The sequence below is a fragment of the Nocardioides pacificus genome, assembly GCF_054775955.1.
The window spans coordinates 45,991-70,001 of record NZ_BAAHCI010000004.1 but is presented as its reverse complement, the minus strand read 5'-3'; the positions used below and the strand labels follow the sequence as shown (position 1 = coordinate 70,001).

24 protein-coding genes are annotated in these 24,011 nt (G+C 70.7%); 20 read left to right on the top strand and 4 right to left on the bottom strand.

Annotated elements, in window-relative coordinates:
* The first annotated feature begins 33 nt into the window (after window positions 1-33).
* The 3 genes from ACYU7L_RS01470 to arc all read left to right on the top strand — a co-directional run bounded on the left by ACYU7L_RS01470 (window position 34) and on the right by arc (window position 4,085).
* Window positions 34-1,179 carry a site-2 protease family protein gene (locus ACYU7L_RS01470; protein WP_460793410.1) on the top strand — a complete coding sequence of 382 codons (1,146 nt, stop codon included), beginning with the start codon at window positions 34-36 and terminating at the stop codon, window positions 1,177-1,179.
* Window positions 1,180-1,327: 148 nt separating this feature from the next.
* Window positions 1,328-2,236 carry a tRNA (adenine-N1)-methyltransferase gene (locus tag ACYU7L_RS01465; RefSeq protein ID WP_460793629.1) on the top strand — a complete coding sequence of 303 codons (909 nt, stop codon included), beginning with the start codon at window positions 1,328-1,330 and terminating at the stop codon, window positions 2,234-2,236.
* Window positions 2,237-2,318: 82 nt separating this feature from the next.
* Window positions 2,319-4,085 (top strand): proteasome ATPase, encoded by a 1,767-nt coding sequence (gene arc / locus ACYU7L_RS01460; protein ID WP_460793409.1) that lies wholly within the window; start codon window positions 2,319-2,321, stop codon window positions 4,083-4,085.
* A 45-nt stretch (window positions 4,086-4,130) separates the two neighbouring features.
* Here the strand turns inward: arc and ACYU7L_RS01455 are convergent, their stop codons facing one another.
* Complete coding sequence (locus tag ACYU7L_RS01455) at window positions 4,131-4,760, bottom strand: class I SAM-dependent methyltransferase (protein ID WP_460793408.1); 630 nt, start codon at window positions 4,758-4,760, stop codon at window positions 4,131-4,133.
* Between the two features lie 210 nt (window positions 4,761-4,970).
* Here ACYU7L_RS01455 and dop point away from each other — a divergent pair, with 210 nt between their 5' ends.
* From dop to ACYU7L_RS01380, 15 genes are all read left to right on the top strand, one after another.
* On the top strand, window positions 4,971-6,479 hold the full coding sequence (gene dop, locus ACYU7L_RS01450) for a depupylase/deamidase Dop (protein WP_460793407.1): 1,509 nt from the start codon (window positions 4,971-4,973) through the stop codon (window positions 6,477-6,479).
* A gap of 68 nt (window positions 6,480-6,547) precedes the next feature.
* Window positions 6,548-6,745, top strand: a complete 198-nt coding sequence (locus ACYU7L_RS01445) for a ubiquitin-like protein Pup (protein ID WP_460793406.1) — start codon at window positions 6,548-6,550, stop codon at window positions 6,743-6,745.
* A 41-nt stretch (window positions 6,746-6,786) separates the two neighbouring features.
* Window positions 6,787-7,584, top strand: coding sequence for a proteasome subunit beta (prcB, locus tag ACYU7L_RS01440; protein WP_460793628.1), 798 nt, complete (start codon window positions 6,787-6,789; stop codon window positions 7,582-7,584).
* Between the two features lie 13 nt (window positions 7,585-7,597).
* Entirely contained in the window at window positions 7,598-8,383 is a 786-nt protein-coding gene (gene prcA, locus ACYU7L_RS01435; RefSeq protein WP_460793405.1) for a proteasome subunit alpha, read from the top strand.
* Window positions 8,380-8,925 carry an NUDIX hydrolase gene (locus ACYU7L_RS01430; protein WP_460793404.1) on the top strand — a complete coding sequence of 182 codons (546 nt, stop codon included), beginning with the start codon at window positions 8,380-8,382 and terminating at the stop codon, window positions 8,923-8,925. Before prcA ends, ACYU7L_RS01430 begins: the two co-directional genes overlap by 4 nt.
* 183 nt (window positions 8,926-9,108) lie before the next feature.
* Window positions 9,109-10,086, top strand: coding sequence for a hypothetical protein (locus ACYU7L_RS01425; RefSeq protein ID WP_460793403.1), 978 nt, complete (start codon window positions 9,109-9,111; stop codon window positions 10,084-10,086).
* 103 nt (window positions 10,087-10,189) lie between these two features.
* Window positions 10,190-11,551 carry a Pup--protein ligase gene (pafA, locus tag ACYU7L_RS01420; RefSeq protein ID WP_460793402.1) on the top strand — a complete coding sequence of 454 codons (1,362 nt, stop codon included), beginning with the start codon at window positions 10,190-10,192 and terminating at the stop codon, window positions 11,549-11,551.
* Between the two features lie 89 nt (window positions 11,552-11,640).
* A complete protein-coding gene (locus tag ACYU7L_RS01415; RefSeq protein ID WP_460793401.1) occupies window positions 11,641-12,705 on the top strand; it encodes an FKBP-type peptidyl-prolyl cis-trans isomerase in 1,065 nt (354 codons plus the stop codon).
* Window positions 12,706-12,729: 24 nt separating this feature from the next.
* Window positions 12,730-13,713 carry a helix-turn-helix transcriptional regulator gene (locus tag ACYU7L_RS01410; protein WP_460793400.1) on the top strand — a complete coding sequence of 328 codons (984 nt, stop codon included), beginning with the start codon at window positions 12,730-12,732 and terminating at the stop codon, window positions 13,711-13,713.
* Window positions 13,710-14,717, top strand: a complete 1,008-nt coding sequence (locus ACYU7L_RS01405; protein WP_460793399.1) for a helix-turn-helix transcriptional regulator — start codon at window positions 13,710-13,712, stop codon at window positions 14,715-14,717. Before ACYU7L_RS01410 ends, ACYU7L_RS01405 begins: the two co-directional genes overlap by 4 nt.
* A 47-nt stretch (window positions 14,718-14,764) precedes the next feature.
* Complete coding sequence (tatA, locus tag ACYU7L_RS01400) at window positions 14,765-15,076, top strand: Sec-independent protein translocase subunit TatA (protein WP_460793398.1); 312 nt, start codon at window positions 14,765-14,767, stop codon at window positions 15,074-15,076.
* A gap of 39 nt (window positions 15,077-15,115) precedes the next feature.
* The gene (tatC, locus tag ACYU7L_RS01395) at window positions 15,116-15,952 is read left to right on the top strand and encodes a twin-arginine translocase subunit TatC (RefSeq protein ID WP_460793397.1); all 837 of its coding nucleotides are present in this window, start codon (window positions 15,116-15,118) and stop codon (window positions 15,950-15,952) included.
* Window positions 15,949-16,389, top strand: coding sequence for a hypothetical protein (locus ACYU7L_RS01390; RefSeq protein ID WP_460793396.1), 441 nt, complete (start codon window positions 15,949-15,951; stop codon window positions 16,387-16,389). Before tatC ends, ACYU7L_RS01390 begins: the two co-directional genes overlap by 4 nt.
* A gap of 10 nt (window positions 16,390-16,399) precedes the next feature.
* On the top strand, window positions 16,400-17,281 hold the full coding sequence (locus tag ACYU7L_RS01385) for a diacylglycerol kinase (RefSeq protein WP_460793395.1): 882 nt from the start codon (window positions 16,400-16,402) through the stop codon (window positions 17,279-17,281).
* Window positions 17,278-20,109, top strand: coding sequence for a DEAD/DEAH box helicase (locus ACYU7L_RS01380; protein WP_460793394.1), 2,832 nt, complete (start codon window positions 17,278-17,280; stop codon window positions 20,107-20,109). Before ACYU7L_RS01385 ends, ACYU7L_RS01380 begins: the two co-directional genes overlap by 4 nt.
* 17 nt (window positions 20,110-20,126) lie before the next feature.
* Here ACYU7L_RS01380 and ACYU7L_RS01375 read toward each other — a convergent pair whose 3' ends face one another.
* A complete protein-coding gene (locus ACYU7L_RS01375; RefSeq protein WP_460793393.1) occupies window positions 20,127-20,786 on the bottom strand; it encodes an SDR family oxidoreductase in 660 nt (219 codons plus the stop codon).
* Window positions 20,787-20,875: 89 nt separating this feature from the next.
* Here ACYU7L_RS01375 and ACYU7L_RS01370 point away from each other — a divergent pair, with 89 nt between their 5' ends.
* Window positions 20,876-21,010 (top strand): hypothetical protein, encoded by a 135-nt coding sequence (locus ACYU7L_RS01370; RefSeq protein ID WP_460793392.1) that lies wholly within the window; start codon window positions 20,876-20,878, stop codon window positions 21,008-21,010.
* Between the two features lie 10 nt (window positions 21,011-21,020).
* On the opposite strand, the gene ACYU7L_RS01365 is transcribed toward ACYU7L_RS01370, so the two are convergent.
* Window positions 21,021-21,947: a 5'-3' exonuclease gene (locus tag ACYU7L_RS01365; RefSeq protein WP_460793391.1), complete on the bottom strand. Its 927-nt coding sequence runs from the start codon at window positions 21,945-21,947 to the stop codon at window positions 21,021-21,023.
* Window positions 21,948-22,024: 77 nt separating this feature from the next.
* Here ACYU7L_RS01365 and ACYU7L_RS01360 point away from each other — a divergent pair, with 77 nt between their 5' ends.
* On the top strand, window positions 22,025-22,462 hold the full coding sequence (locus tag ACYU7L_RS01360; protein WP_460793390.1) for an Lrp/AsnC family transcriptional regulator: 438 nt from the start codon (window positions 22,025-22,027) through the stop codon (window positions 22,460-22,462).
* 6 nt (window positions 22,463-22,468) lie between these two features.
* Here the strand turns inward: ACYU7L_RS01360 and ACYU7L_RS01355 are convergent, their stop codons facing one another.
* Window positions 22,469-23,905 carry a KamA family radical SAM protein gene (locus ACYU7L_RS01355; RefSeq protein ID WP_460793389.1) on the bottom strand — a complete coding sequence of 479 codons (1,437 nt, stop codon included), beginning with the start codon at window positions 23,903-23,905 and terminating at the stop codon, window positions 22,469-22,471.
* Window positions 23,906-24,011 lie beyond the last annotated feature (106 nt).

The following is a 24,011-nucleotide window of genomic DNA, read 5'->3' as shown; positions in this document are numbered from 1 at the left end:
GGGGCGCCTGGCGAGGTCGGATAGCCTCGCGCTGTGCCCCCAGACGCCTCCCCTCGCACGCCGCGCCGCCCTCCGGGGACGCTGCGCATCGGCACGATCGCGGGCAGCGACGTCCTCGTGTCCTCCTCCTGGTTCCTGATCGCGGGGTTGATCGCGGTGGTGATGGCGCCCGCCGTCGACCAGGCCCAGCCCGGGCTCGGGGGCTGGAAGTACGTCGCGGGCGTGACCTTCGCGGTCGTGCTCTACGGGTCGGTGCTGCTGCACGAGGCCTCCCACGCTCTGATGGCGCGCCGGCAGGGCTTCGCCGTGCGCGCGATCACCCTGCACTTCCTCGGCGGGGCGACCGAGATCCAGGGGGAGTCCCGCACCCCGCGTCAGGAGTTCCTCATCGCGGTGGTGGGCCCGCTGACCTCGATCGGCATCGGTCTTCTCGCCCTCGCCCTGGTGCCCGTCACCCCCGACGGGCTGCTGCTGCTCGTGCTGCAGGGACTCATCGTCGCCAACCTGCTCGTGGGGATCCTCAACCTGGTCCCCGGTCTGCCGCTCGACGGAGGCCGGGTGCTCAAGGCCGGGGTGTGGAAGCTCACCGGCAACGTGCACCGCGGCACCATCGCCGCCGGCTGGGGGGGACGGGTCGCAGCCCTGGCGATGCTGCTGTGGCCGGCCGCCCAGCCCGCCGTGCTCGGCCGGGGCCCCGACGTCTTCGACTACCTGATCGCCTTCGTCATCGCGCTCTTCCTCTGGACGGGGGCATCGGCCTCCATCGCGTCGGGGCGCCTGCGCGCCAAGCTGCCGCGCCTGGTCGCCCGCGACCTCGCCCGCCGTACCCTCGCGGTGCCTGACGATGTCTCGGTCGCCGAGGCGGTACGACGCGCCCAGGAGGTCGAGGCAGGCAGCATCGTGACCGTCACCAGCGAGGGCAGGCCGGTGGGCATCGTCAGCGAGGCCGGGCTGCTCGCGACGCCGGAGGAGCGCCGGCCCTGGCTGCCGGTCTCGAGCATCGCGCGCAGCATCGAGCCGGGACTCACCCTGTCCAGCTCCCTGTCGGGCGAGGACCTGGTGGTCGCGTTGGGCAGCACGCCGGCCTCGGAGTACCTCGTCGTCGACGAGAACGGCCACCTCTTCGGGGTGCTGTCGACCGCCGACGTCGATAGGGCGTTCCGCAGCGCCCGCCGATAGTCTTCCGCGCATGCTCGAGCACACGCCTGACCCCCTGACGGACCCCCAGCTGTCGGAAGCGGAGATCCTGGACCAGGAGGCCCTGGACCAGCACCCGCCGCGTGAGAACGCCCCGTGGGTCGACGTGGCACCCGAGGCCTGGTCGGGCGTGCACCGCGGACCGCTGCGCGAGGGGGAGTGGGTGCGCCTGGTCGACCAGAAGGGGCGCCGCCACAACATCCGCCTCGAGGCCGGCAAGAGCTTCCACACCAACCGCGGCGGCATGGAGCACGACGACCTGATCGGGCGCGACGAGGGGTTCACGATCACCTCGACCGCCGGCGGGCAGTACCTCGTCTTCCGCCCGCTGCTCTCCGAGTTCGTGGTGTCGATGCCCCGTGGCGCGGCCGTGGTCTACCCCAAGGACAGCGCCCAGATCGTGGCGATGGCCGACATCTTCCCCGGCGCCCACGTCGTCGAGGCCGGCGTCGGGTCCGGCGCACTGACCTGCTCGCTGCTGCGCGCGGTGGGTCCGCACGGCCGCGTCACGTCGTACGAGCGCCGTGAGGAGTTCGCCGACGTCGCGCGGCGCAACGTCACCCAGTTCTTCGGCGGCGACCACCCTGCGTGGAGCCTCGAGCTCGGCGACCTGGCCGAGGCCCTGCCCGCCTCCGGCGCGCACGTCGACCGGATCATCCTGGACATGCTCGCCCCCTGGGAGTGCGTGGAGGCCGTGGCCGGCGCCCTCGTGCCGGGCGGCATCGTCTGCGCGTACGTCGCGACCACCACGCAGCTGAGCCGGATCGTCGAGACGCTGCGCGCTCACGGCGGGTTCACCGAGCCGCAGGCCTGGGAGTCGCTCGTGCGCGACTGGCACGTCGAGGGGCTGGCGGTGCGTCCCGGGCACAAGATGATCGGGCACACGGCGTTCCTCGTGACCGCGCGCCGGATGGCGCCCGGCGAGACCGCGCCGGTCAAGAAGCGGCGTCCCGCGCCCGGCGCCTACGGCGTCGACTACGGCGGCCCCCGGCCCGCCGGCCTGCCGCCCCAGGTGGTGGAGGAGCCCTCCTGGGACTGAACGTCGTTCTCGCCGCGCGTGTGTCCCTTCCCTTCCTCCAGGACAGCGGTAGGGTCGCTGGCATACACAGGAGGTGACGCTCATGTCGGCATCGGACAGTGCTTCCGACGGCGGGCCCGGCCAGCAGGGACGCAGCCCCGAGGAGCTCCTCAGCCAGGTGCGGTTCCTGGAGGCTGAGGTCTCAGACCTGCGTCGGCGCCTCGCGGACGGCCCCGCCCAGTCCCGGGGTCTCGAGCTGAGGCTCGCCGACACCCAGCGCTCGCTCGCGGCGGTCACCGGCCAGAACGAGCGGCTGGCACAGACGCTGCGTGACGCCCGCGACCAGATCCTCAAGCTCAAGGAGGAGGTCGACCGGCTGGCCCAGCCCCCGGCCGGCTTCGGCACCTTCCTGGCCCGCAACGACGACGACTCCGTCGACGTCTTCACCGGCGGGCGCAAGCTGCGCGTCAACGTGAGTCCCACCGTCGAGCTCGACGAGCTGCGCCGCGGCCAGGAGGTCATGCTCAACGAGGCCCTCAACGTCGTCGCAGCGCTCGACTACGAGCAGGTCGGCGAGGTGGTGATGCTCAAGGAGGTCATGGCCGACGGCGACCGCGTCCTGGTGATCGCCAACGCCGACGAGGAGCGCGTGGTCCGCATCGCCGAGCCGCTGCGCGACGAGGTCATCCGGGCCGGCGACTCGCTGCTGCTCGACGCGAAGGCCGGCTACGTCTACGAGAAGGTCCCCAAGTCGGAGGTCGAGGAACTGGTCCTCGAGGAGGTCCCCGACATCGACTACTCGCGCATCGGCGGCCTGATCGCGCAGATCGACCAGATCCGCGACGCCGTCGAGCTGCCCTACCTGCACCCCGAGCTGTTCCTCGAGCACGAGCTCAAGCCCCCCAAGGGCGTGCTGCTCTACGGTCCCCCCGGTTGCGGCAAGACGCTGATCGCCAAGGCGGTCGCCAACTCGCTGGCCAAGAAGGTCGCGGCGAAGACGGGGCAGGAGGGGAAGTCCTACTTCCTCAACATCAAGGGCCCCGAGCTGCTCAACAAGTACGTCGGCGAGACCGAGCGCCACATCCGACTGGTCTTCCAGCGGGCCCGCGAGAAGGCCAGCATGGGCACGCCCGTCATCGTCTTCTTCGACGAGATGGACTCGCTCTTCCGCACCCGTGGATCGGGGGTCTCCTCCGACGTCGAGAACACGATCGTCCCGCAGCTGCTGAGCGAGATCGACGGCGTCGAGGCGCTGGAGAACGTGCTGGTGATCGGGGCGTCCAACCGCGAGGACATGATCGACCCGGCCATCCTGCGACCCGGCCGGCTCGACGTGAAGATCAAGATCGAGCGACCCGACGCCGAGTCGGCGCGTGACATCTTCAGCAAGTACCTCACCACCAACCTGCCGCTGCACTCCGACGACCTCGTGGAGTTCGGCGGCGACCGCGACGCCTGCGTCGCCGGGATGATCAGGGCCACGGTGGAGCGGATGTACACCGAGACCGAGGAGAACCGCTTCCTCGAGGTGACCTACGCCAACGGCGACAAGGAGGTCCTCTACTTCAAGGACTTCAACTCCGGGGCGATGATCCAGAACATCGTCGACCGGGCCAAGAAGATGGCGATCAAGGACCTCCTCGAGCACGACCAGAGGGGACTGCGCGTCCAGCACCTGCTGCAGGCCTGCGTCGACGAGTTCAAGGAGAACGAGGACCTGCCCAACACCACCAACCCCGACGACTGGGCGCGGATCTCGGGCAAGAAGGGCGAGCGGATCGTCTTCATCCGCACGCTCATCACCGGCAAGCAGGGCACCGAGCCGGGCCGCTCGATCGACACGGTCTCCAACACGGGCCAATATCTCTAGGGCCAGTACCTGTAGGTCTGGGACGTCTGACGGACAGCCGGGCGGTCAGCCGGGCGGGCGCACCGCCCGGCCGAGCGACCCGAAGGTCCACGGCCGGGAGACCGCCGGAGCCGGCAGGTAGAGCTGCTCGAGCTCGACCACGTCCAGCCCCGCCTCGCTCACGAGCGCCGGCACGTCCCGGGTGAGGTGGCAGCCGGCGAACACCCGGCGCTGCATCGGCTCGAGCCGCCGCTGCCAGACCCGCACCGACTCGTCGGGGGCGAGACCGTGCTCGAGGAAGTGCAGCGCCCCGCCAGGAGCGAGCACGCGTCGTACCTCCGCCAGGGCCCGGCCGGCGTCCGGGATCGTGCACAGCGTGAACGTCGTCAGCGCGGCGTCGAAGGTGCCGTCCTCGGCCTCGACGGACTGGCCGTCCAGGCCGATCCGCCGGACCGGCACACCGCACGCCTCACGCCGCGGGGCCGACCGGCTCCACGCGACATCGGAGGGCTCCACCGCGGCGATCTCGGTGACTGCGGAGGGGAGGAAGGCGAGGTTCAGCCCCGAGCCGAAGCCGAGCTCCAGCACACGACCGTGCAGCCCTGCGGTCGCACGGCGCCGCCAGCGCCCGACCTCGTCGCTGCTCAGGGAGCTCTCGGTGAGGCGGGGCACGACGTGGTCGGTCCAGACACCCATCCGGCGACGATAGCCGTTTCGTCGCACGGTCGCGGGGTACGGCGAGGAGGCGGCGCCGCACCGGTGGCGCCCGAACAGGGAGGGAACCCTCGTGATCAAGATCCTGCTCATCATCCTCGTCGTCCTTGTCGTGCTCTACGTCGCCAAGATGGTGATGGGCCGCCGCTGAGACCGGGTCCGGCTGTCGGCGCCCCCGAGTAGGCTCGCCGCATGAGCGTCCGCCGCGTCATGGGAACCGAGGTCGAGTACGGCATCTCCGTGCAGGGGCAGCCGACGGCCAACCCGATGGTGGCCTCCTCGCAGGTGGTCAACGCCTACGCGTCGGCGACCGCCAGGGCACGTCGCGCCCGGTGGGACTTCGAGGAGGAGTCGCCGCTGCGTGATGCTAGGGGCTTTGACCTCTCCCGTGCTGCGGCCGACGCGTCCCAGCTCACCGACGAGGACCTGGGGCTGGCCAACGTCATCCTCACCAACGGCGCCCGGCTCTACGTCGACCACGCCCACCCGGAGTACTCCACGCCCGAGGTGACGACGCCGCTCGACATCGTCCGGTGGGACAAGGCCGGCGAGCTGGTCATGCTCGACGCCGCCAACCGGGCGGCCCAGCTGCCCAACGGCGCGCGGATCCTGCTCTACAAGAACAACACCGACAACAAGGGCGCCTCCTACGGGGCTCACGAGAACTACCTGATGCGCCGCTCGACGCGGTTCGGCGACATCGTGCGCCACCTGACGCCGTTCTTCGTGAGCCGTCAGGTCGTCACCGGTGCCGGCCGGGTGGGCATCGGCCAGGACGGCGGCGAGCACGGCTTCCAGATCAGCCAGCGCGCGGACTACTTCGAGGTCGAGGTGGGCCTCGAGACGACGCTGAAGCGACCGATCATCAACACCCGCGACGAGCCGCACGCCGATCCCGAGAAGTACCGCCGGCTCCACGTGATCATCGGCGACGCCAACCTCGCCGAGATCTCGACGTACCTCAAGGTCGGCACGGCCTCACTGGTGCTGGCGATGATCGAGGACGACTTCATCGATCGCGACCTGAGCGTCGACGGCCCGGTCGCCGCGTTGCGCGCGGTCTCCCACGACCCGACGCTGCGCCACCTGATCCGTCTGCACGACGGCCGCACTTTGACCGCCGTCCAGCTGCAGATGGAGTACCTCGACCTGGCCCGCAAGTACGTCGAGGACCGCTACGGCAGCGATGCCGACGAGCAGACCGTCGACGTGCTGGCCCGGTGGGAGTCCGTGCTGTCCCGGCTCGAGCAGGACCCGATGCTCTGCGCGCGCGAGCTGGACTGGGTGGCCAAGCTGAAGCTCCTCCAGCAGTACCGCGACCGCGACGGGCTGGGCTGGGACGACGCCAAGCTCCACCTCATCGACCTGCAGTACTCCGACATCCGCCCGGAGAAGGGGCTCTACCAGCGGTTGGTCCGCTCGGGTCGGATCGAGCGGCTGCTCGGCGACGCGGAGGTCGAGCGTGCGATGCACGAGCCCCCGCACGACACCAGGGCCTACTTCCGCGGTCGCTGCCTGGACAAGTACGCCGACAGCGTCGCCGCCGCGTCGTGGGACTCGGTGATCTTCGATCTTCCGGGGCACGCATCGCTGCAGCGGATCCCCACCGTCGATCCCATGCGCGGGACCCGGGCCCATGTGGGAGACCTGCTCGACCGGTGCGACACGGCCGAGCAGCTCTTCTCCGCCCTGACTCGCTGAGTCGCCGCACCGCTTCGTCACCGTCAGTGGATAGGGTCGCCTGTGACCCCTCACCAAGGAGGCACCCCGTGGCACAGGAGCACAAGCAGCCCCGCAAGTCGACCGAGACCGAGGAGACGACCGAGGTCGCTCCCGAGACCGACGTCGCCGAGCGCAAGGAGGCGCTGGACGACGACATCGACTCGATCCTCGACGAGATCGACGACGTGCTGGAGACCAACGCCGAGGACTTCGTGAAGTCCTTCATCCAGAAGGGCGGCGAGTGAGCAGCGTGAGCGACAGCCCCCGCCTGCCCGCGGCCTACCTCATGCCTGGGACGTCCTCGTTCTCCGACTTCCTCGCCGACCAGGCCCCCGACCTGCTGCCCTCGCGCCGCGCCGTACCCCAGGGCAACGCCGGGGACCTCGCGCCGCACGGGACGACGATCGTGGCGGCCACCTTCCCCGGCGGGGTGCTGATGGCCGGTGACCGCCGGGCCACGATGGGCAACATCATCGCCCAGCGCGACATCCAGAAGGTCTTCCCCACAGACGAGTACTCCTGCGTCGGCATCGCCGGCACCGCCGGCCTCGCGGTGGAGATGGTGCGGCTCTTCCAGACCGAGCTCGAGCACTACGAGAAGATCGAGGGCACCACGCTGTCGATGGACGGCAAGTCCAACCGGCTCGCGGCGCTGATCCGCTCCAACCTCGGGATGGCCATGCAGGGCCTCGCCGTGGTGCCGCTCTTCGCCGGCTACGACCTCAACAGCGACCAGGGCCGGATCTTCAGCTATGACGTGACCGGCGGGCGCTACGAGGAGACGTCCTTCCACTCGGTGGGCTCCGGGTCGCTCTTCGCACGCGGGTCGCTGAAGAAGCTCTACCGCGACGACCTTACGGCCGAGGAGTGCACGACGGCCGTCATCCAGGCGCTCTACGACGCGGCCGACGACGACTCGGCGACCGGCGGGCCGGACATCGCGCGCCGGATCTTCCCCGTGGTCCACGTGGTCACCGCGGACGGGGGCCGCCGGCTCCCCGACGACGAGGTGGCCACCATCGCCGACCGCGTGATCGCCGGGCGGATGAACCGCCCCGACGGCCCCTCCGCGGGCCTGGTCTGAGAGGGAGACAGCCATGAGCATGCCGTTCTACGTCTCGCCCGAGCAGCTGATGAAGGACCGCGCCGACTTCGCCCGCAAGGGCATCGCGCGCGGCCGGTCGGTCGTCTGCGTCCAGTACGCCGACGGCGTCCTGTTCGTCTCCGAGAACCCCTCCCAGGCCCTGCACAAGGTCTCCGAGATCTACGACCGGATCGCCTTCGCCGCGGTCGGGCGCTACAACGAGTTCGAGAACCTCCGCATCGCCGGGGTCCGGCTGGCCGACATGCGCGGCTACGCCTACGACCGGCGCGACGTCACCGGGCGCGGGCTGGCCAACGCCTATGCGCAGACGCTGGGCACGATCTTCTCCAGCGGCGGCGAGAAGCCCTACGAGGTGGAGCTGTTCGTCGCCGAGATCGGGGACGACGCGGCCGACGACCAGGTCTACCGGCTGACCTACGACGGTCAGGTCGCCGACGAGCACGGGTACGCCGTGATGGGCGGCGCCGCCGACGTCGTGGCCGGCCATCTCAAGGAGCACTACGTGGCCGGTGCCTCGCTGGACGACGCCATCCGTCTCGCGGTCACCGCGCTCGGCCACTCCGACGCCGCAGACCGGGTGATCCCCGTGGAGGACCTCGAGGTGGCGGTGCTCGACCGGACCCGCACCCAGCCGCGCAAGTTCGTCCGGCTGCGCCCGGCCCGGCTGGCCGAGGTGCTGGGGGAGCGGGGCACGGTCTCGCCGTCCGAGGCGGCCGACGACACGCCGGTGGCTCCGCCGGTCGCTCCCGAGGTCGATCCGGGCGACCCGCTGGCGTGACGGATCCGGCTGAGCCCCGCCCCGGCTGGGTGCCGGTGGGGGAGGACCGGGTGGCCTACGACGGCTTCGTCCGGGTCCTCCACCGGACCCTGCGCCTGCCCGACGGGCGCGAGGCGCTGTGGGACATCCTCGACACTCCGGCGACGGTGGCCGTCCTCGCGCTCACCCCCGACGACCGGGTGGTGATGGTGCGCCAGTACCGCCCCGGGCCCGCCCGTCAGGTGCTCTCGCTCCCCGGCGGCATCGTCGACCTCGGCGAGGACCCGGCCGACGCCGCGGCCCGCGAGCTGCGCGAGGAGACGGGCTACGCCTGCGCGTCCATCGAGGTCGTGGGCTCCACGATGGCGGGCAACGGGACCGGCCCCCGCTTCGCCGCGGTCGCGCGTGGCTGCGTCGCGTCGTACGAGCAGATGCTGGACGACTACGAGGACTGCGTCCCCGTCCTGATCGACCTCCCCACCCTCCGCGCCGAGCTCCGCGCCGGCCGCCTGGGCGTCACCGAGCAGACCTACCTCGCCCTGGACCACGCCGGTCTCCTCTGACCGAGGCCCTCGCACGCTCGGGCTGCCGTTTGGTCCCCAACGGCATGCATTTCGTGACTTGGCCTGCAGTCTCTGCCCATTCGAGGGCTCCGACGGCTCGTCGCCGACTAGCTCCGCGTGGGTTTTCCACAGGCGCGTACGACGGGTTGTCGCCGACCTCGCTGGTCGGTCAGGCTCGCCAGCATGAATGATGAACCAATCGGGGCCGCCGAAGCGATCCGGGGGCATATCCGCGAAGCCGGCTTTCGACGAGTGGGCCACGGCCTCTACCTGCCTCACGTCGCGGGCTCGACGCCCGAGGAGGAACTGATCCGTGACCTGAAGGCGTGGGCTCTGGTCCTGCCTGGCGGCGCGGTGTTCACCCACCTGACCGCCGCCCAGCTGCTGGGGTGGAGCATGCCGCGGCTCCCGGAGTACGTCCCGGTCTTCGCCGCCACTCAGTACGACGACCCGCGACCGCGACGGCCGGCGCTGATCTGCTCGCGCCTCACCCGCGCCGCTGAGATCCACCACCACCGGGGTGTACCGATCGACTCCGCCGAGGAGATCCTCCTGCGTGCGGCTCGTGACCTGTCCCTGCTCGATCTGATCGTGCTGGTCGACGCGGCCCTCCATGCCGGCCACACCACGGCGAAGCGCCTCCTCATCCTCTGCAATACAGCGCCACGCCCCGGCGTACGGCGGCTGCGTGCGGCCGTGCGCCTCTCCGATGGCCGGGCCGAGTCACCCTGGGAGACGCTGCTGCGGGTCTTCCACGTGCTGATGCGCATCGCGGTGGAGCCCCAGTTCGAGGTGTTCGACGACGACGGGCTCTTCATCGCCCGCGCTGACCTGCTGGTCGTCGGGACCTGGTTCCTCCATGAGTACGACGGCGGCGTGCACCGCGATGCGGACGTGCAGGCCAACGACCTTCGCCGGGAGCGGCGGCTCGCGGGCACGCCGTACCGCCGGCGCGCCTTCACCGCTGACGAGCTCCTCAACCGACCTCTTCTGGTGCTCCGGGAGATCGACCAGGCCCTGGGACGCAAGCACGTGCCGACCCGGGTGCACCGCTGGCGCCGGCTCGTCGCGGAATCGTGCTGGTCACCGGCCGGCCGGGCGCGGCTGGAGAACCGCTGGCGGAAGGTCAATGGGGTCCCCGATTGGGCAGAGACTGCATGAGGAATCGCGAAATGGACGCCGTTGGGGACCAAACGGCAGCATCCGACGCAGGAGGACTCGCGATGTGACGCTTCTCCTAGGGCCATGGGCCTAGGGTGGCGAAATGGACCGGCGCATCTTCGGGATCGAGAACGAGTACGGCGTCACGTGCACGTTCCGGGGGCAGCGACGGCTGTCGCCGGACGAGGTCGCGCGCTACCTGTTCCGCAAGGTCGTGAGCTGGGGGCGCAGCAGCAACGTGTTCCTGCGCAACGGAGCGCGGCTCTACCTGGACGTGGGCAGCCACCCGGAGTACGCCACCCCCGAGTGCGACGACATCCTGGAGCTGGTCGCCCACGACAAGGCCGGCGAGCGGGTGCTCGAGGGGCTGCTGCTGGACGCCGAGCAGCGACTGCACGACGAGGGCATCGCCGGCGACATCTACCTTTTCAAGAACAACACCGACTCGGCCGGCAACTCCTACGGCTGCCACGAGAACTACCTGGTCAGCCGGGCGGGGGAGTTCAGCCGGCTGGCCGACATCCTGATCCCGTTCTTGGTCACCCGCCAGATCATGGTGGGGGCCGGCAAGGTCACCCAGACGCCCCGCGGCGCGTCGTACTCGGTCTCCCAGCGCGCGGAGCACATCTGGGAGGGCGTCTCCAGCGCGACCACGCGCAGCCGCCCGATCATCAACACCCGCGACGAGCCGCACGCCGACGCGGAGAAGTACCGCCGACTGCACGTGATCGTCGGGGACTCCAACATGAGCGAGACGACCACGATGCTCAAGGTGGCCAGCTGCGACCTCGTGCTGCGGATGATCGAGGAGGGCGTGGTGATGCGCGACCTCACGATGGAGAACCCGATCCGCGCGATCCGCGAGATCTCCCACGACCCCACCGGCCGCCGCAAGGTGCGTCTCGCCAACGGGCGCGAGGCCAGCGCGCTGGAGATCCAGGGGGAGTACCTCGCCAAGGCCCGCGACTTCGTGGACCGTCGCGAGATCAGCACCCCGGTCATCGAGCAGGCGCTCGACCTGTGGGAGCGCACGCTCAAGGCCGTCGAGTCCGACGACCTCGGCCTGGTCGACACCGAGATCGACTGGGTGATCAAGTGGAAGCTGATCGAGCAGTACCGCGCCAAGCACGACATGGCGATGGGCAACCCGCGGATCGCCCAGCTCGACCTCGCCTACCACGACATCCACCGCAACCGGGGGCTCTACTACCTCCTCGAGAAGCGGGGCAAGGTCGCTCGCGTGACCACCGACCTGAAGATCTTCGAGGCCAAGTCGGTGCCGCCGCAGACGACGCGTGCCCGCCTGCGTGGCGAGTTCATCAAGCACGCCCAGGAGCGGCGTCGCGACTTCACCGTCGACTGGGTCCACCTCAAGCTCAACGACCAGGCCCAGCGCACCGTGCTGTGCAAGGACCCGTTCAAGGCGTACGACGAGCGCGTGCAGCGCCTGATCGACGGGATGTGAGCCGCCGGCGCAGGCCGTTGCGCCGCGCCGGATAGGGTGACAACGCCGTTCGCGGTTGTCCCGAAGTCGTTGTCTGGAAGGTTGTTCACGTGCGTCCTCGCCCCGGTCGTCTGCTGGCTGTCCCCCTAGCCTTGAGCCTGGCGCTCGGCCTCGCCTCCTGCGGGGACGACGAGGAGAGCAGCGACGCGCTGGAGACGGTCGAGGTCTCCGACGACTTCGGCACCGTCCCCGAGGTCACCTGGGAGGGCCGGATGGAGGCCGCCGAGCTCGAGTCGGAGGTCCTGGTCGAGGGCGACGGAGCCGAGATCGCCGAGGGCGACAGCGTCTTCGCGCATCTGTGGCTCGGCAACGGCTACACCTCGAAGCAGACCGTGAGCACCTGGGACGGCCAGGTGCCGACAATCCTCACCGTCGGTGAGGCCCTGCCCCCCTTCCTCATCGAGGCGCTCGAGGGGCAGACCATCGGCTCCCGCGTCGTCGTGGCGGCTCCGCCCGAGGACGCGTACGGCGCGCAGGGCAACGCCTCGCTCGGACTGGGCAACGGCGACAGCGTGCTCGTCGTCGTCGACCTGGTCGACCAGGTCCTCTCCGCCCCGGAGGGCAAGGAGGTCGAGGCGCCGGCCTTCATGCCCGAGATCGTGGAGGGCGAGATCGGCGTCACGGACCTCGACTTCGCAGACGTCAAGAAGCCTGCCGCCCGGCTGTCGGCCGCCACCGTGATCGAGGGGACCGGACCGAAGGTCGAGAAGGGCGACGTCATCGCGGTCGACTACTTCGGCAAGGTCTTCGGGGGCAAGAAGGCCTTCGACGAGACCTACACCCGCGAGCCCTACGCCGGTCCGATCGGCGAGGGCGGCTTCGTCCAGGGCTGGGACCTCAAGCTGGTCGGCGTCCCGGTCGGCAGTCGCGTGATGCTCGCGATCCCGCCGGAGTTCGGCTACGGCGAGAAGGGCCAGGGCGACATCAAGGGCACCGACACGATGTACTTCGTCGTCGACATCCTCGGCGCCACCAAGAAGACGGCCGCCCCGCCCGCCCCGGAGGCCTCACCCTCCGAGCCGGCCGCCTCCGAGCCGGCCGCCTCCGAGCCGGCTGCCTCCGAGCCCGCTGCCTCCGAGCCCGCCCAGCCCAAGCAGGACAAGAAGAAGCAGTAGTCAGCGCACGAGGAGCGGAGGGTCATGGCGTCACCGAAGTCCGAGCGGTTGCTGAACCTGCTCATCATGCTGCTGGTCCAGCGTCACTACGTGCCCAAGGACCGGATCCGCGCCATCCTCTACCCCGACGCCAGCACCGATGCGTTCGAGAAGATGTTCGAGCGTGACAAGGAGGAGCTGCGCAGCCTCGGCGTACCCATCGAGGTGGGCAGCCTGGACGCCTTCTTCGAGGAGCCCGGCTATCGGATCCGCCCCGACGAGTTCGCTCTGCCCGAGATCCGCTTTGAGGCCGACGAGGCCGCGGTGATCGGCCTCGCGACCCGGGTCTGGGAGCACGCGAGACTGGCCGACGCCACCTCGGAGGCCCTCAAGAAGCTCGCTGCCGCCGGGCTGCCGGTCGACCTCACGGCCCTCGACCTCGTGGAGCCCAGGCTCACGGCGGACGAGCCGGCGTTCGACGCCTTCTGGGAGGCCACGCAGGAGCGGATCCCGGTGTCGTTCGCCTATCGCCGCGCCGGCGCTGACGAGGCGACCACCCGCCACCTCCAGCCCTGGGGCGTCGTGCGCTCGTCCGGCCGCTGGTATGCCGTGGGCCTCGACGCCGACCGGGGTGAGGAGCGCGTCTTCCGGCTGTCCCGGGTGACCGGCCCGGTCAGCCATGCCGGCCCCCCTGGCTCGTACGTCGTGCCCCCGGGCACCGATGTCGGGGCCCTCACCCGGCGCCTCGCACCGGCCCCGGTCGCGGAGAGCGCCGTCCTCCTGGTGCGCACCGACACGGGTCACGGCCTGCGCCGCCACGCGGTGAGCATCGACGCCGGCGTGGAGGGTCCCGACACCCGCTCCACCTGGGACCAGGTGGTCCTCGGCCAGTCCGGTCCCGGCATCGCCGACGAGCTGCTCAGCCACGGCTCCGACGTGTACGTCGTGTCCCCGCCGCGGCTTCGCGAGGAGGTCGTCGCCCGCCTCAGTGCCGTGGTGGCGCGCCAGGTCCCTGGAGGTGCCGCATGACCCCGCCCCCACCTCCGGCGCAGCCTCCCGTCCAGCCCAACGCCCGCGAGCAGGTGTCCCGGCTGCTGACGCTGGTGCCCTATCTCCACGCCCACGACGAGGTCCGGCTCGAGGAGGCCGCGACAGCGCTGGGGGTCGAGCCCGAGCAGCTGGTGCGCGACCTCAAGGTGCTGCTGATGTGCGGTCTGCCGGGCGGCTATCCCGACGACCTGATCGACGTTGACCTGGATGCCTTGGAGGGCGAGGACGCCGACGGGGTCATCCGGGTCTTCAACGCCGACTATCTCGCCCGCCCGCTGCGGCTGACCACGACCGAGGCCACTGCACTGATCGTGGCGCTCCGGGCGCTGCGCAACGGAGCCGGCGACGACACCCGGGTGATCGTCGACCGGACCCTGGCCAAGCTCGAGGCGGCGACAGCGCAGGGGACTGCGACGCTCATCGACCCCGGGGCCGACCCGGCCGAGGCCGAGCTGACCCGGCTGCGGACCAGCCTCGAGGACGCGGTGGCTCGCGGACGTCAGGTCCAGCTGACCTACTACGTGCCGGCGCGCGACGAGGAGTCCGAGCGCACCGTCGACCCCCGCGGCGTAGTCACCGCGCACGGTCACGCCTACCTCGACGCCTGGTGCCACAGTGCCGAGGCGCCCCGTCTGTTCCGCCTCGACCGGGTCCACCACGCGGTGGTGCTCGACACCGAGGTCGTCACGCCGCCGCAGGCGCCACGGGACCTCTCGGCCGGGCTCTTCCAGGCCTCGGCCGACACCACCCCGGTCACGCTGCTGCTGGCCCCCTCTGCGCGGTGGGTGCCGGAGTACTACCCTGTCGACGCCGTCCGTACGCAGCCCGACGGTTCGCTGGAGGTCGACCTGCACGTGGCCGATCAGCGGTGGCTGCGCCGGCTGCTGCTCCGTCTTGCTCCGCACGCACGGGTCGTGACACCCGCCGAGCTCAGCGACGACTTCGTCGAAGAGGCCCGGCAGGCTCTCGGGCTCTACGCGTGATGCGCGTACGATGACCACTACCCGCAGTACTTCTAGGTGAGGACGCCATGACCATCCCGCTGATCGGTGTGCCCGGTACCACTGAGCTGCTCCTGATCCTGCTTGTGATCGTGCTTCTCTTCGGCGCCAAGAAGCTCCCGGAGCTTGCCCGCGGCACGGGGCGCGCACTGCGCATCTTCAAGTCGGAGACCAAGGGTCTGATGGACGACGACGAGGACCCCGACGAGACGCGTCGCGCGACAGCCGAAGGCCCCGCCGAGCTGCCTCCCGCCGCACCGCCGCAGGCGCCGCCGGTCGCGGACACCCAGGCGTCGGACATCCAGGCGTCGGACATCCGGCCCGACAGCCAGAACCGCTGACCCCGGCCCGTCCGCCGGCTTCTGACTGAGGTCACAGCCGTGTTCTCCGGACTCATCCAGCTCTACAGCGGCAGGCCCCAGCACCCTGTCGGAGCAGACGGCCGGATGGCCCTCTCCGACCATCTGCGTGAACTGCGAGCGCGCCTGCTCAAGATCATGACCGTGCTGGTCCTCGGCATCATCGTCTCGCTGTTCTTCTTCGACCCGATCTTCCAGCTCATCCTCGGCCCGTACGACGCGGCGCGCGAGGCTCTGGGCGCCGACGTGTCGACGCAGGCGACGGTCGCGGGGATCGGCGGCCCGCTCATGCTGCGCCTGAAGCTGTGCGGCGTGGTCGCAGTGGCGGCGACGAGCCCGATCTGGCTCTACCAGATCTGGGCCTTCATCCTGCCCGGACTGCACGCCCACGAGAAGAAGTGGAGCAGGGTCTTCGCGGCCGTCGCGGGGCCGCTCTTCCTCACCGGCGTCTGGGTCGGCTACTGGACGCTGCCCAAGGGCCTCGAGGTGCTGATCGGCTTCACCGAGGGCTCGCTGACCAACCTCGTCGAGTTCGGCGACTACCTGAGCTTCTTCACCCGCACCCTGCTCGTGTTCGGCATCGCCTTCGAGATCCCGGTCTTCGTGATCCTGCTGAACCTCGCGGGCGTGCTCTCCGGCAAGGCCCTGGGCGCCTACCGCCCCTGGGTGATCATCGGGACCTTCGTGTTCGCCGCCGTCGCCACCCCCTCGACCGACCCGTTCTCGATGCTCTTCCTGGCGATCCCCATGCTCGGCCTGTTCGCGATCTCCGAGGTCATCGTGCGGATCATGGACCGGCGCCGCGGCCGTGGCGACACCCTGGCCACGCTCGACGACGACGAGCTCTCGCCCCTATGACGGGCCCCTCCACACCAGGTCCTGCGCCGAGCGCGGTGGACCCCTTCGACCTCCCCGAGTGGCTGGGCGTCGACGAGGTCACCTGGGCCACGGAGGCGGGCGTGCGCACGTCGGGCCACCTCGTGCCCGGCCGACTCACCTCCCCTGACGAGGCGCTGCCCTGCGACCTGCTAGCGGTCGACGAGGCCTACCCGGCCCCGGTGGCCGACGAGGTCGTACGACGCGCCACGCACCAGGCCTGGCGCCACGGCCAGGTGCACCTGGTGGAGCGCGAGGGGCGCCTGACGCTCGCCGTACCAGGGGCGGAGCTCGACGCCGAGCGCGCGCTCGACGCGATCAGCCGGCTCGCCCGCGCGGTGGGTGCCTCGCCCGAGCGCTACGCCGTCCTGCTGCGCATCGGAGCGTCCTCACCCCAGCGGCGAGGGGCCGCCGGATAGTGTCACATGCGTGTCCGTGCAAACCCGTGAGATAGCGCTGCTGACGAACCCGACTGCGGGTAAGGGACGCGGACACGGCGTGCACGACCACGTCGTCGAGCGGCTGCGTCGCTCCGGGCTCGCGGTGCGCGACCTGCGGGGCCGCGACGCCGACGAGGCACAGGACCTGGCACGCCAGTGTGTGAGCGAGGGGGTCGAGGCCCTGGTGGTCTGCGGCGGCGACGGGATGGTCCACCTCGGGGTGCAGGCCGTGGCCGGGACCGACGTCGCGCTCGGGATCATCCCGACCGGCTCGGGCAACGACGCCGCACGATCGCTCGGCATCCCGCACCTCGACGCGTCGGCCGCGGTCGACCGGGTGATCGCCTCCCGCACGCGTCAGGTCGACCTGGCCCGGTGCGGCACGCAGTACTTCCTGACGGTCCTGGCCGCCGGCTTCGACGCCGTCGTCAACGAGCGGGCCAACACGATGACCTGGCCGCGCGGACAGATGCGCTACAACCTCGCCACCCTCGCCGAGCTGCGCACCTTCGAGCCGCTGCCCTACAGCCTGGACCTCGACGGCGCCGCCCGCCGTCTCGACGCGATGCTGGTCGCGGTGGGCAACGGCCCGTCGTTCGGCGGGGGTCTGCGGATCACCGAGGGGGCGCTCCTGGACGACGGTCTGCTCGACGTCGTCATCATCAAGCCGATGAGCAAGGCGCAGCTGGTCCGCACCTATCCGAAGCTGTTCCGCGGCACGCACGTCTCCCATCCGCAGTACGAGCACCACCGGGTGCGCCGCGTGACCGTGGCCGCCCCGGGGATCGTGGCCTACGCCGACGGCGAGCGCTTCGGACCCCTTCCCCTGACGATCGAGTGCGCGCCCGGCGCGCTGAAGGTGCTGGCATGAGCGACGACGACAAGACCGCAGCAGAGCGCTACGCCGAGTTCCGCGCCGGCCAGCGCCACCCGGTCCTGCGGGAGTTCCGGGGTCTCTACGACTTCGAGCTCGACGACTACCAGGTGCGCGCGTGCCGCGAGGTCGAGGAGGGCCGCGGCGTGCTGGTGGCGGCGCCCACCGGGTCGGGCAAGACCATCGTCGGCGAGTTCGCGATCCACCTGGCCCTGCAGACCGGGCGCAAGGCGTTCTACACGACACCGATCAAGGCGCTGTCCAACCAGAAGTACTCCGACCTCGTCAAGCGCTACGGCGCCGACCAGGTCGGTCTGCTCACCGGGGACAACAGCGTCAACGGTGAGGCGCCGATCGTGGTGATGACCACCGAGGTGCTGCGCAACATGCTGTACGCCGGCTCCCGGACGCTCACCGGTCTCGGCTTCGTGGTGATGGACGAGGTCCACTACCTCGCCGACCGGATGCGCGGCGCGGTGTGGGAGGAGGTCATCATCCACCTGCCCGAGTCGGTGGCGCTGATCTCGCTCTCTGCGACGGTGTCCAACGCCGAGGAGTTCGGCGAGTGGCTGGAGACCGTCCGCGGCGACACCACCACGATCGTGGAGGAGAAGCGGCCCGTCCCGCTCTACCAGCACGTGATGCTCGGGCGCCGGCTGCTCGACCTCTTCGCCGACTCCGACGTCGATGCCGCGGCCGGCTTCGTCCAGGAGGGCGCCCCGGTCAACAACGAGCTGGTCAAGATCGCCCGCGACGAGTGGGCCGCCACCCGGATCAAGGACCGCCGCTCACCACGCGGACGCAGCAACACCCGGGGACGCGACGACCGAGCCGGCAACGACCGGGGAAGCTCGGGGCGCCCCATCGGCAACGGCCGCCGGGTCTGGATCCCCAGCCGGGTCGACGTCGTCGAGCGCCTCGACCGCGACGGGCTGCTGCCGGCGATCAACTTCATCTTCAGCCGGGTCGGCTGCGACGCCGCGGTCACCCAGTGCCTCAACGCCAACCTCCGGCTGACGAGTCCCGAGGAGCGCGACACGATCTATGCGTTCGTCGAGGCCAAGTGCGCCCACCTGCCGCGCGAGGACCTGCAGGTCCTGGGCTACCACGAGTTCCTCGACGCCCTGACCCGCGGCATCGCGGCGCACCACGCCGGGATGCTGCCGACCTTCAAGGAGTGCGTGGAGGAGCTGTTCCAGCAGGGGCTGTGCCGGATCGTCTTCGCCACGGAGACGCTGGCGCTGGGCATCAACATGCCCGCGCGCACCGTGGTCATCGAGAAGCTCAGCAAGTGGAACGGCGAGACGCACGCCGACCTGTCGCCGGGGGAGTACACCCAGCTCACCGGCCGCGCCGGACGCCGCGGGCTCGACGTCGAGGGCCACGGCGTCGTCCTGTGGCAGCCGGGGATGAACCCGCGCGAGCTGGCCGGGCTCGCCTCCACGCGGACCTATCCGCTCAAGTCGTCGTTCCGCCCGTCGTACAACATGGCGGTCAACCTCGTGCACCAGTTCGGCCGCGAGCGCGCCCGGCACCTGCTCGAGTCGTCGTTCGCTCAGTTCCAGGCCGACCGCGCCGTCGTCGGCATGGCCCGGCAGCTGCGCAAGAGCGAGGACGCGCTCGACGGCTACCGCGAGGCGGCGACCTGCCACCTCGGGGACTTCATGGAGTACGCCGGTCTGCGCCGCGCGATCAACGACGCCGAGAAGGGCGCCGCGCGCGCCCGGCGTCTCGACCGCCGCGACGAGGCGCTGACGTCGTTGAGTCGGCTGCGACCCGGCGACGTGATCTCGGTGCCGACGGGCAAGTACGCCGGGTACGCCGTCGTGATCGACCCCGGGCTGACGGGGGAGGAGCCGCGGCCCTACGTCGTGACGAGTGACCGCCAGGCCCGTCGGCTGGCGTTGGTCGACTTCCCGACGCCCGTGCACGCGCTGTCGCGGGTCCGGGTGCCGCGCAACTTCAACGCGCGCAACCCGCAGATGCGGCGCGACCTCGCCGCGACGCTCCGCTCGGCGACGCACAACCTGGCGCCGCAGCCTCGGGCGAGCAAGTCGTCGAAGGGCGACACGCTCGCCACCACCAAGCAGGACAGCGAGATCGAGCGGCTGCGCACCAAGCTGCGCTCGCACCCCTGCCACGAGTGTCCCGAGCGCGAGGACCACGCGCGCTGGGCGGAGCGCTACTTCAAGCTCGACCGCGACGCCAACACCCTGCGGCGGCGCGTCGAGCAGCGCACCAACACCGTGGCCCGGCAGTTCGACCGGGTCTGCGAGGTGCTCACCGCGCTGGACTACCTCGAGGGCGACACCGTCACCGAGCGCGGCCGACACCTGCAGCGGATCTACAACGACATGGACCTGGTCGCGGCGGAGGCGCTGCGCCAGGGCGTCTGGGACGGACTCGACGGCTCCGGGCTGGCCGCGGCACTGTCGGTGCTCGTCTACGAGACGCGGCGCGCGGACGACTCCGCCGTGCCGCGGGTGCCGGGCGGGGCCATCCAGGACGCGATCGCCGAGACAGTGCACCTGTGGGCCGGCCTCGACGCGCTCGAGAAGGAGCACCGCCTCGACTACCTGCGCGAGCCCGACCTCGGGTTCGCCTGGGCGGCCTACCGCTGGGCCGAGGGCGACGAGCTCGACGACGTGCTGACCGCCACCGGCCTGGCCGCCGGCGACTTCGTGCGCTGGGTCAAGCAGCTCCTCGACCTGGCCGGTCAGGTGGCCGACGCGGCCGGCGACGACGCCGCGCTGCGCTCGACGGCCCGGGAGGCCGTCAAGCGTCTGCGTCGCGGCGTCGTCGCCTACTCAGCCCTGGCTGAGTAGCCGGCCGGGGGAGCGGGTCAGCTCTGAGCCGCCGCGATGGCGTCGGCGACGCTCTTGTCACCCGAGACCAGCTCCCACTGGGCTCCGATCGCCGCGTCCGCGTCGACGGCCGCCGCCACGACCGCGGCCACGTCGGCCCGTGGAACGCTGCCACGCTCGACGCGCTCGCCGAGCTCCACCTGCCCGGTGGCCGGGTCGTCGACGAGAGCACCGGGCCGGATGATCGTCCAGTCGAGCTCGCTCGCGCGCAGCGCGACGTCGGCGTCGCGCTTCGCCTCGACGTACGCCTTCCAGACCTCCGCGGTGTCGTCGGGGAGGGGCTCGTCGACGCCGATGGCCGACACCTGGACGAAGCGCTTGATGCCGGCCGCCCGGGCGCCCTGGATCGACTTCAACGAGCCCTCGAGGTCGACGGTCCGCTTGCGCTCGATGTTGCCGTCCGCACCACCGCCGGCAGCGAAGACCACCGCCTCACAGCCTGCGAAGGCCTCGGCGAAGGCGTCTGCGCTGTCGCGCTCGATGTCGAGCAGCCGCACTTGCGCGCCCAGCGCCTCGAGCTCGGAGCGGTACTCCTCCTTGCGGACCAGCGCCACCGGCGTGTGCCCGGCAGCGACGAGGAGTGGATGGAGATGGAGGGCCACCTGGCCGTGGCCGCCGACGATTGCGATGTGAGTCATGACCTCCAACGTACGACGCGGTCAAGTGCCGGGCGCTCACGTCGCGACGCCCTTGCCGCGAGGGCCGAGGAGGAGCAGAGTGACGGACCATGACGAACTCGAACTTCACCCGGGAGATCTGGAAGGGCATCGGTGACGGTCCCCAGCCCGGGGGAGGCGGGTCGAGCCTCCGCCGACGGTGGCGGCGCGTGCTGTCCCGGCTGCGCGGCCGGAGAGCGCGCTGAGCGCTGCTGCTCAGCCCTGCAACGCCTCCACCAGCCGTACGGCGGAGCTGCCGAGCCCCCATCGCTCGTCGAGGGCCAGCACGCGCTCAGGGTCGCGAGGGGTGCGGGGCAGCGTCAGGTCCGGGCTGCCCAGCTCGAGGTCGCGCACCACGGCCACGACCTTCGGGGCGACCGCCAGGTAGTCGGCGGCCGCCTTGATCTTCCCGCGCGGCCCTGGGCCCATCTCGGCGGACGGGTCCTCGGCGGCGGCCCTGATCCCGGCGATGTCGCCGAACCGCCCCAGCAGCGTGGCCGCCGTCTTGTCCCCGACCCCGGGGACCCCCGGCAGCCCGTCGGAGGCATCTCCGCGCAGCGTGGCGAAGTCGGCGTACTGGGCGGCGTGCACGCCGTACTTCGCCCACACCCACGCGTCGTCGACCCGCTCGTGCTTGCCGACACCGCGCGCGGTGTAGAGGACGCGGACCTGCGCCTCGTCGTCCACGAGCTGGAAGAGGTCGCGGTCGCCGGTGACGATGTCGACCGGCATCCCGGCCCCCGTCGCCAGCGTCCCGATGACGTCGTCGGCCTCGTGCTCGTCGGCGCCGACCACCGCGATCCCGAACGCCTCGAGGACCTCGAGGATGACCGGGATCTGTGCCTGCAGCGGGTCGGGCACCTCCTCGACGTCCGGGTCGTTCGGGACCTCCTCGACCACGCGGTGCGCCTTGTACGTCGGCAGCAGGTCCACCCGCCACTGCGGACGCCAGTCGTTGTCCCAGCAGCAGACCAGATGCGTGGGCTCGTACTCCGTGACGAGGCGGCTGATGAAGTCCATCAGCCCGCGGACGGCGTTGACCGGCGTCCCGTCCGGGGCCTTGATCGAGTCGGGCATCCCGAAGAAGGCCCGGAAGTAGAGGCTCGCGGTGTCGAGCAGCATCAGACGCGGGGACTCAGTCATGACCGGAAGCCTAGAGGTCGTCCCACCAGCAGGTGGAACGCGTTCTTCCGATCCCCATCTGCGGCTAGGGTGCGTCCGTGGAAGAGACCGACCGGCAGATCCTGACGTTGCTGGCGAGCGACGGCCGCATGTCCTACACCGACCTGGGCAAGGCGACCGGCCTGTCGACGTCGGCGGTCCACCAGCGCGTCAAGCGGCTGGAACAGCGCGGCCTGATCCTCGGCTACGGCGCCACGATCAACCACGCCGAGATCGGCCTGCCGCTCACGGCGTTCATCTCCATCCGCCCCATCGACCCCTCGCAGCCCGATGACTGCCCCCAGCGCCTGCGCGAGATCCACGAGATCGAGTCGTGCTGGTCGGTCGCCGGCGAGGAGTCCTACATCCTCAAGATCCGGGTCGCCACGCCCCTCGACCTCGAGGACCTGCTCGCCCGGATCCGCGCGGCGGCCAACGTGTCCACGCGGACGACGATCGTGCTCTCCACGCCGTACGAGAACCGCTCGGTGGTCTGAGCCCCCTCAGTACGCCTGCAGGGCCGCCGTCCGCCGCGACGCCTCGGCCGCCTCAGCGGCCCGCAGAGCGGTCTCGTCACGCTTGCCGTGCTCGGCCCACCACTCCTGGCCCTCGACGGGGAGGGTGTGGATCGGGTCGTAGTACTGGTAGGTCCGAGTCAGCGCCTCGGGGTCGAGGGACTCGATCGAGGTGCGGTAGTTCTTGGTCCACCCGGAGATGCCGCGCACGGTGTCGTACTCCGCGAGCTGGTGCACCCAGCGCTTGCCCACGAACGGCACGTCGCAGACGATGCGCGGCGTCGCGAAGCCCGGCAGGTAGCCCATGAGGTGGTGCTGCAGCCGCTGGGCGTCCGCGACCGAGACCCGCCAGTGCTCCGAGAACGGGATCATGTCGCACATGTAGAAGTAGTAGGGCATGATCTGCGCCCCGTCGAGCAGCCGGAAGCACAGGTCGAGCAGCGCGTGCGGGTCGGCGTTGACGCCCTCGAGCAGCACGCCCTGGTTGCGGACGTCGCGCACCCCGGCCTCGAGCATCGCCCGGGTGGCCTCGGCCACGAGCGGCGTGATCGAGTTGGCGTGGTTGGCGTGGGTGTGGATCGCCAGCGACACCCCCCGCGAGCGGGCAGTGGTCGCCACCCGCTCCACGCCTGCGCGGACGTCGTCCTGCAGCCAGTGCTGGGGGAGACCCACGAGCGCCTTCGTGGCGAGCCGGATGTCACGGATGTTCTCGATCTCGAGCAGCCGGGTCAGGAAGTCCTCCAGCCGCGGCCACGGCATGTTGGCCACGTCGCCGCCGGAGACCACGACGTCGCGCACCTGCGGGGTGCGGCGCAGGTAGTCCATCATCGCGTCGAGCCGGTCGACGGGCTTGGCCGCGAACTTCAGCTTCTCGATGACGGGCGTCGAGTTGCCCACCAGGTCCATCCGCGTGCAGTGGCCGCAGTACTGCGGGCAGGTGGGCAGCAGCTCGGCGAGCACCTTGGTCGGATAGCGGTGGGTCAGCCCCTCGGCCACCCACATGTCGTGCTCGTGCAGCGAATCGCGGGTGGCGTGCGGGTGGGAGGGCCAGTCGGTGCGGCGGTCGGAGAAGACCGGAAGCATGTAGTGGCGGATCGGGTCGGCGTAGAGCGCCTCGGTCAGCGATCCCGGTCCGGTCGGCACCTCGTGGGGCACCATCGTGTTCATCATCTGCGGCGGCACCAGCATCGACATCGTCGCCCGCTCGGCCTGGTCGCGCTCGAGGTCGGCATAGAAGCGCTCGTCGACCAGGTCGCCGAGCAGCTCGCGCAGCTGACGGACGTTCTTCACGCAGTGCGAGCGCTGCCACTGCACCGAGGCCCACTCCTCGGCGGTCACGTCGCGCCACCCGGGGAAGCGGGTCCAGTCGGGCTCGACGAGCTCGACGCGCCGGTAGGGGTAGGGCTGGCCGGTGTCGGTGCTCATGAAGACTCCCTGCGTGATTGTGTGACCTGCGATACGTCTGCGAGAGTAGACGGATTAACTGACGCTAGTCCATCACATCACCGTAGGATTTCCTGCAAATGCCACA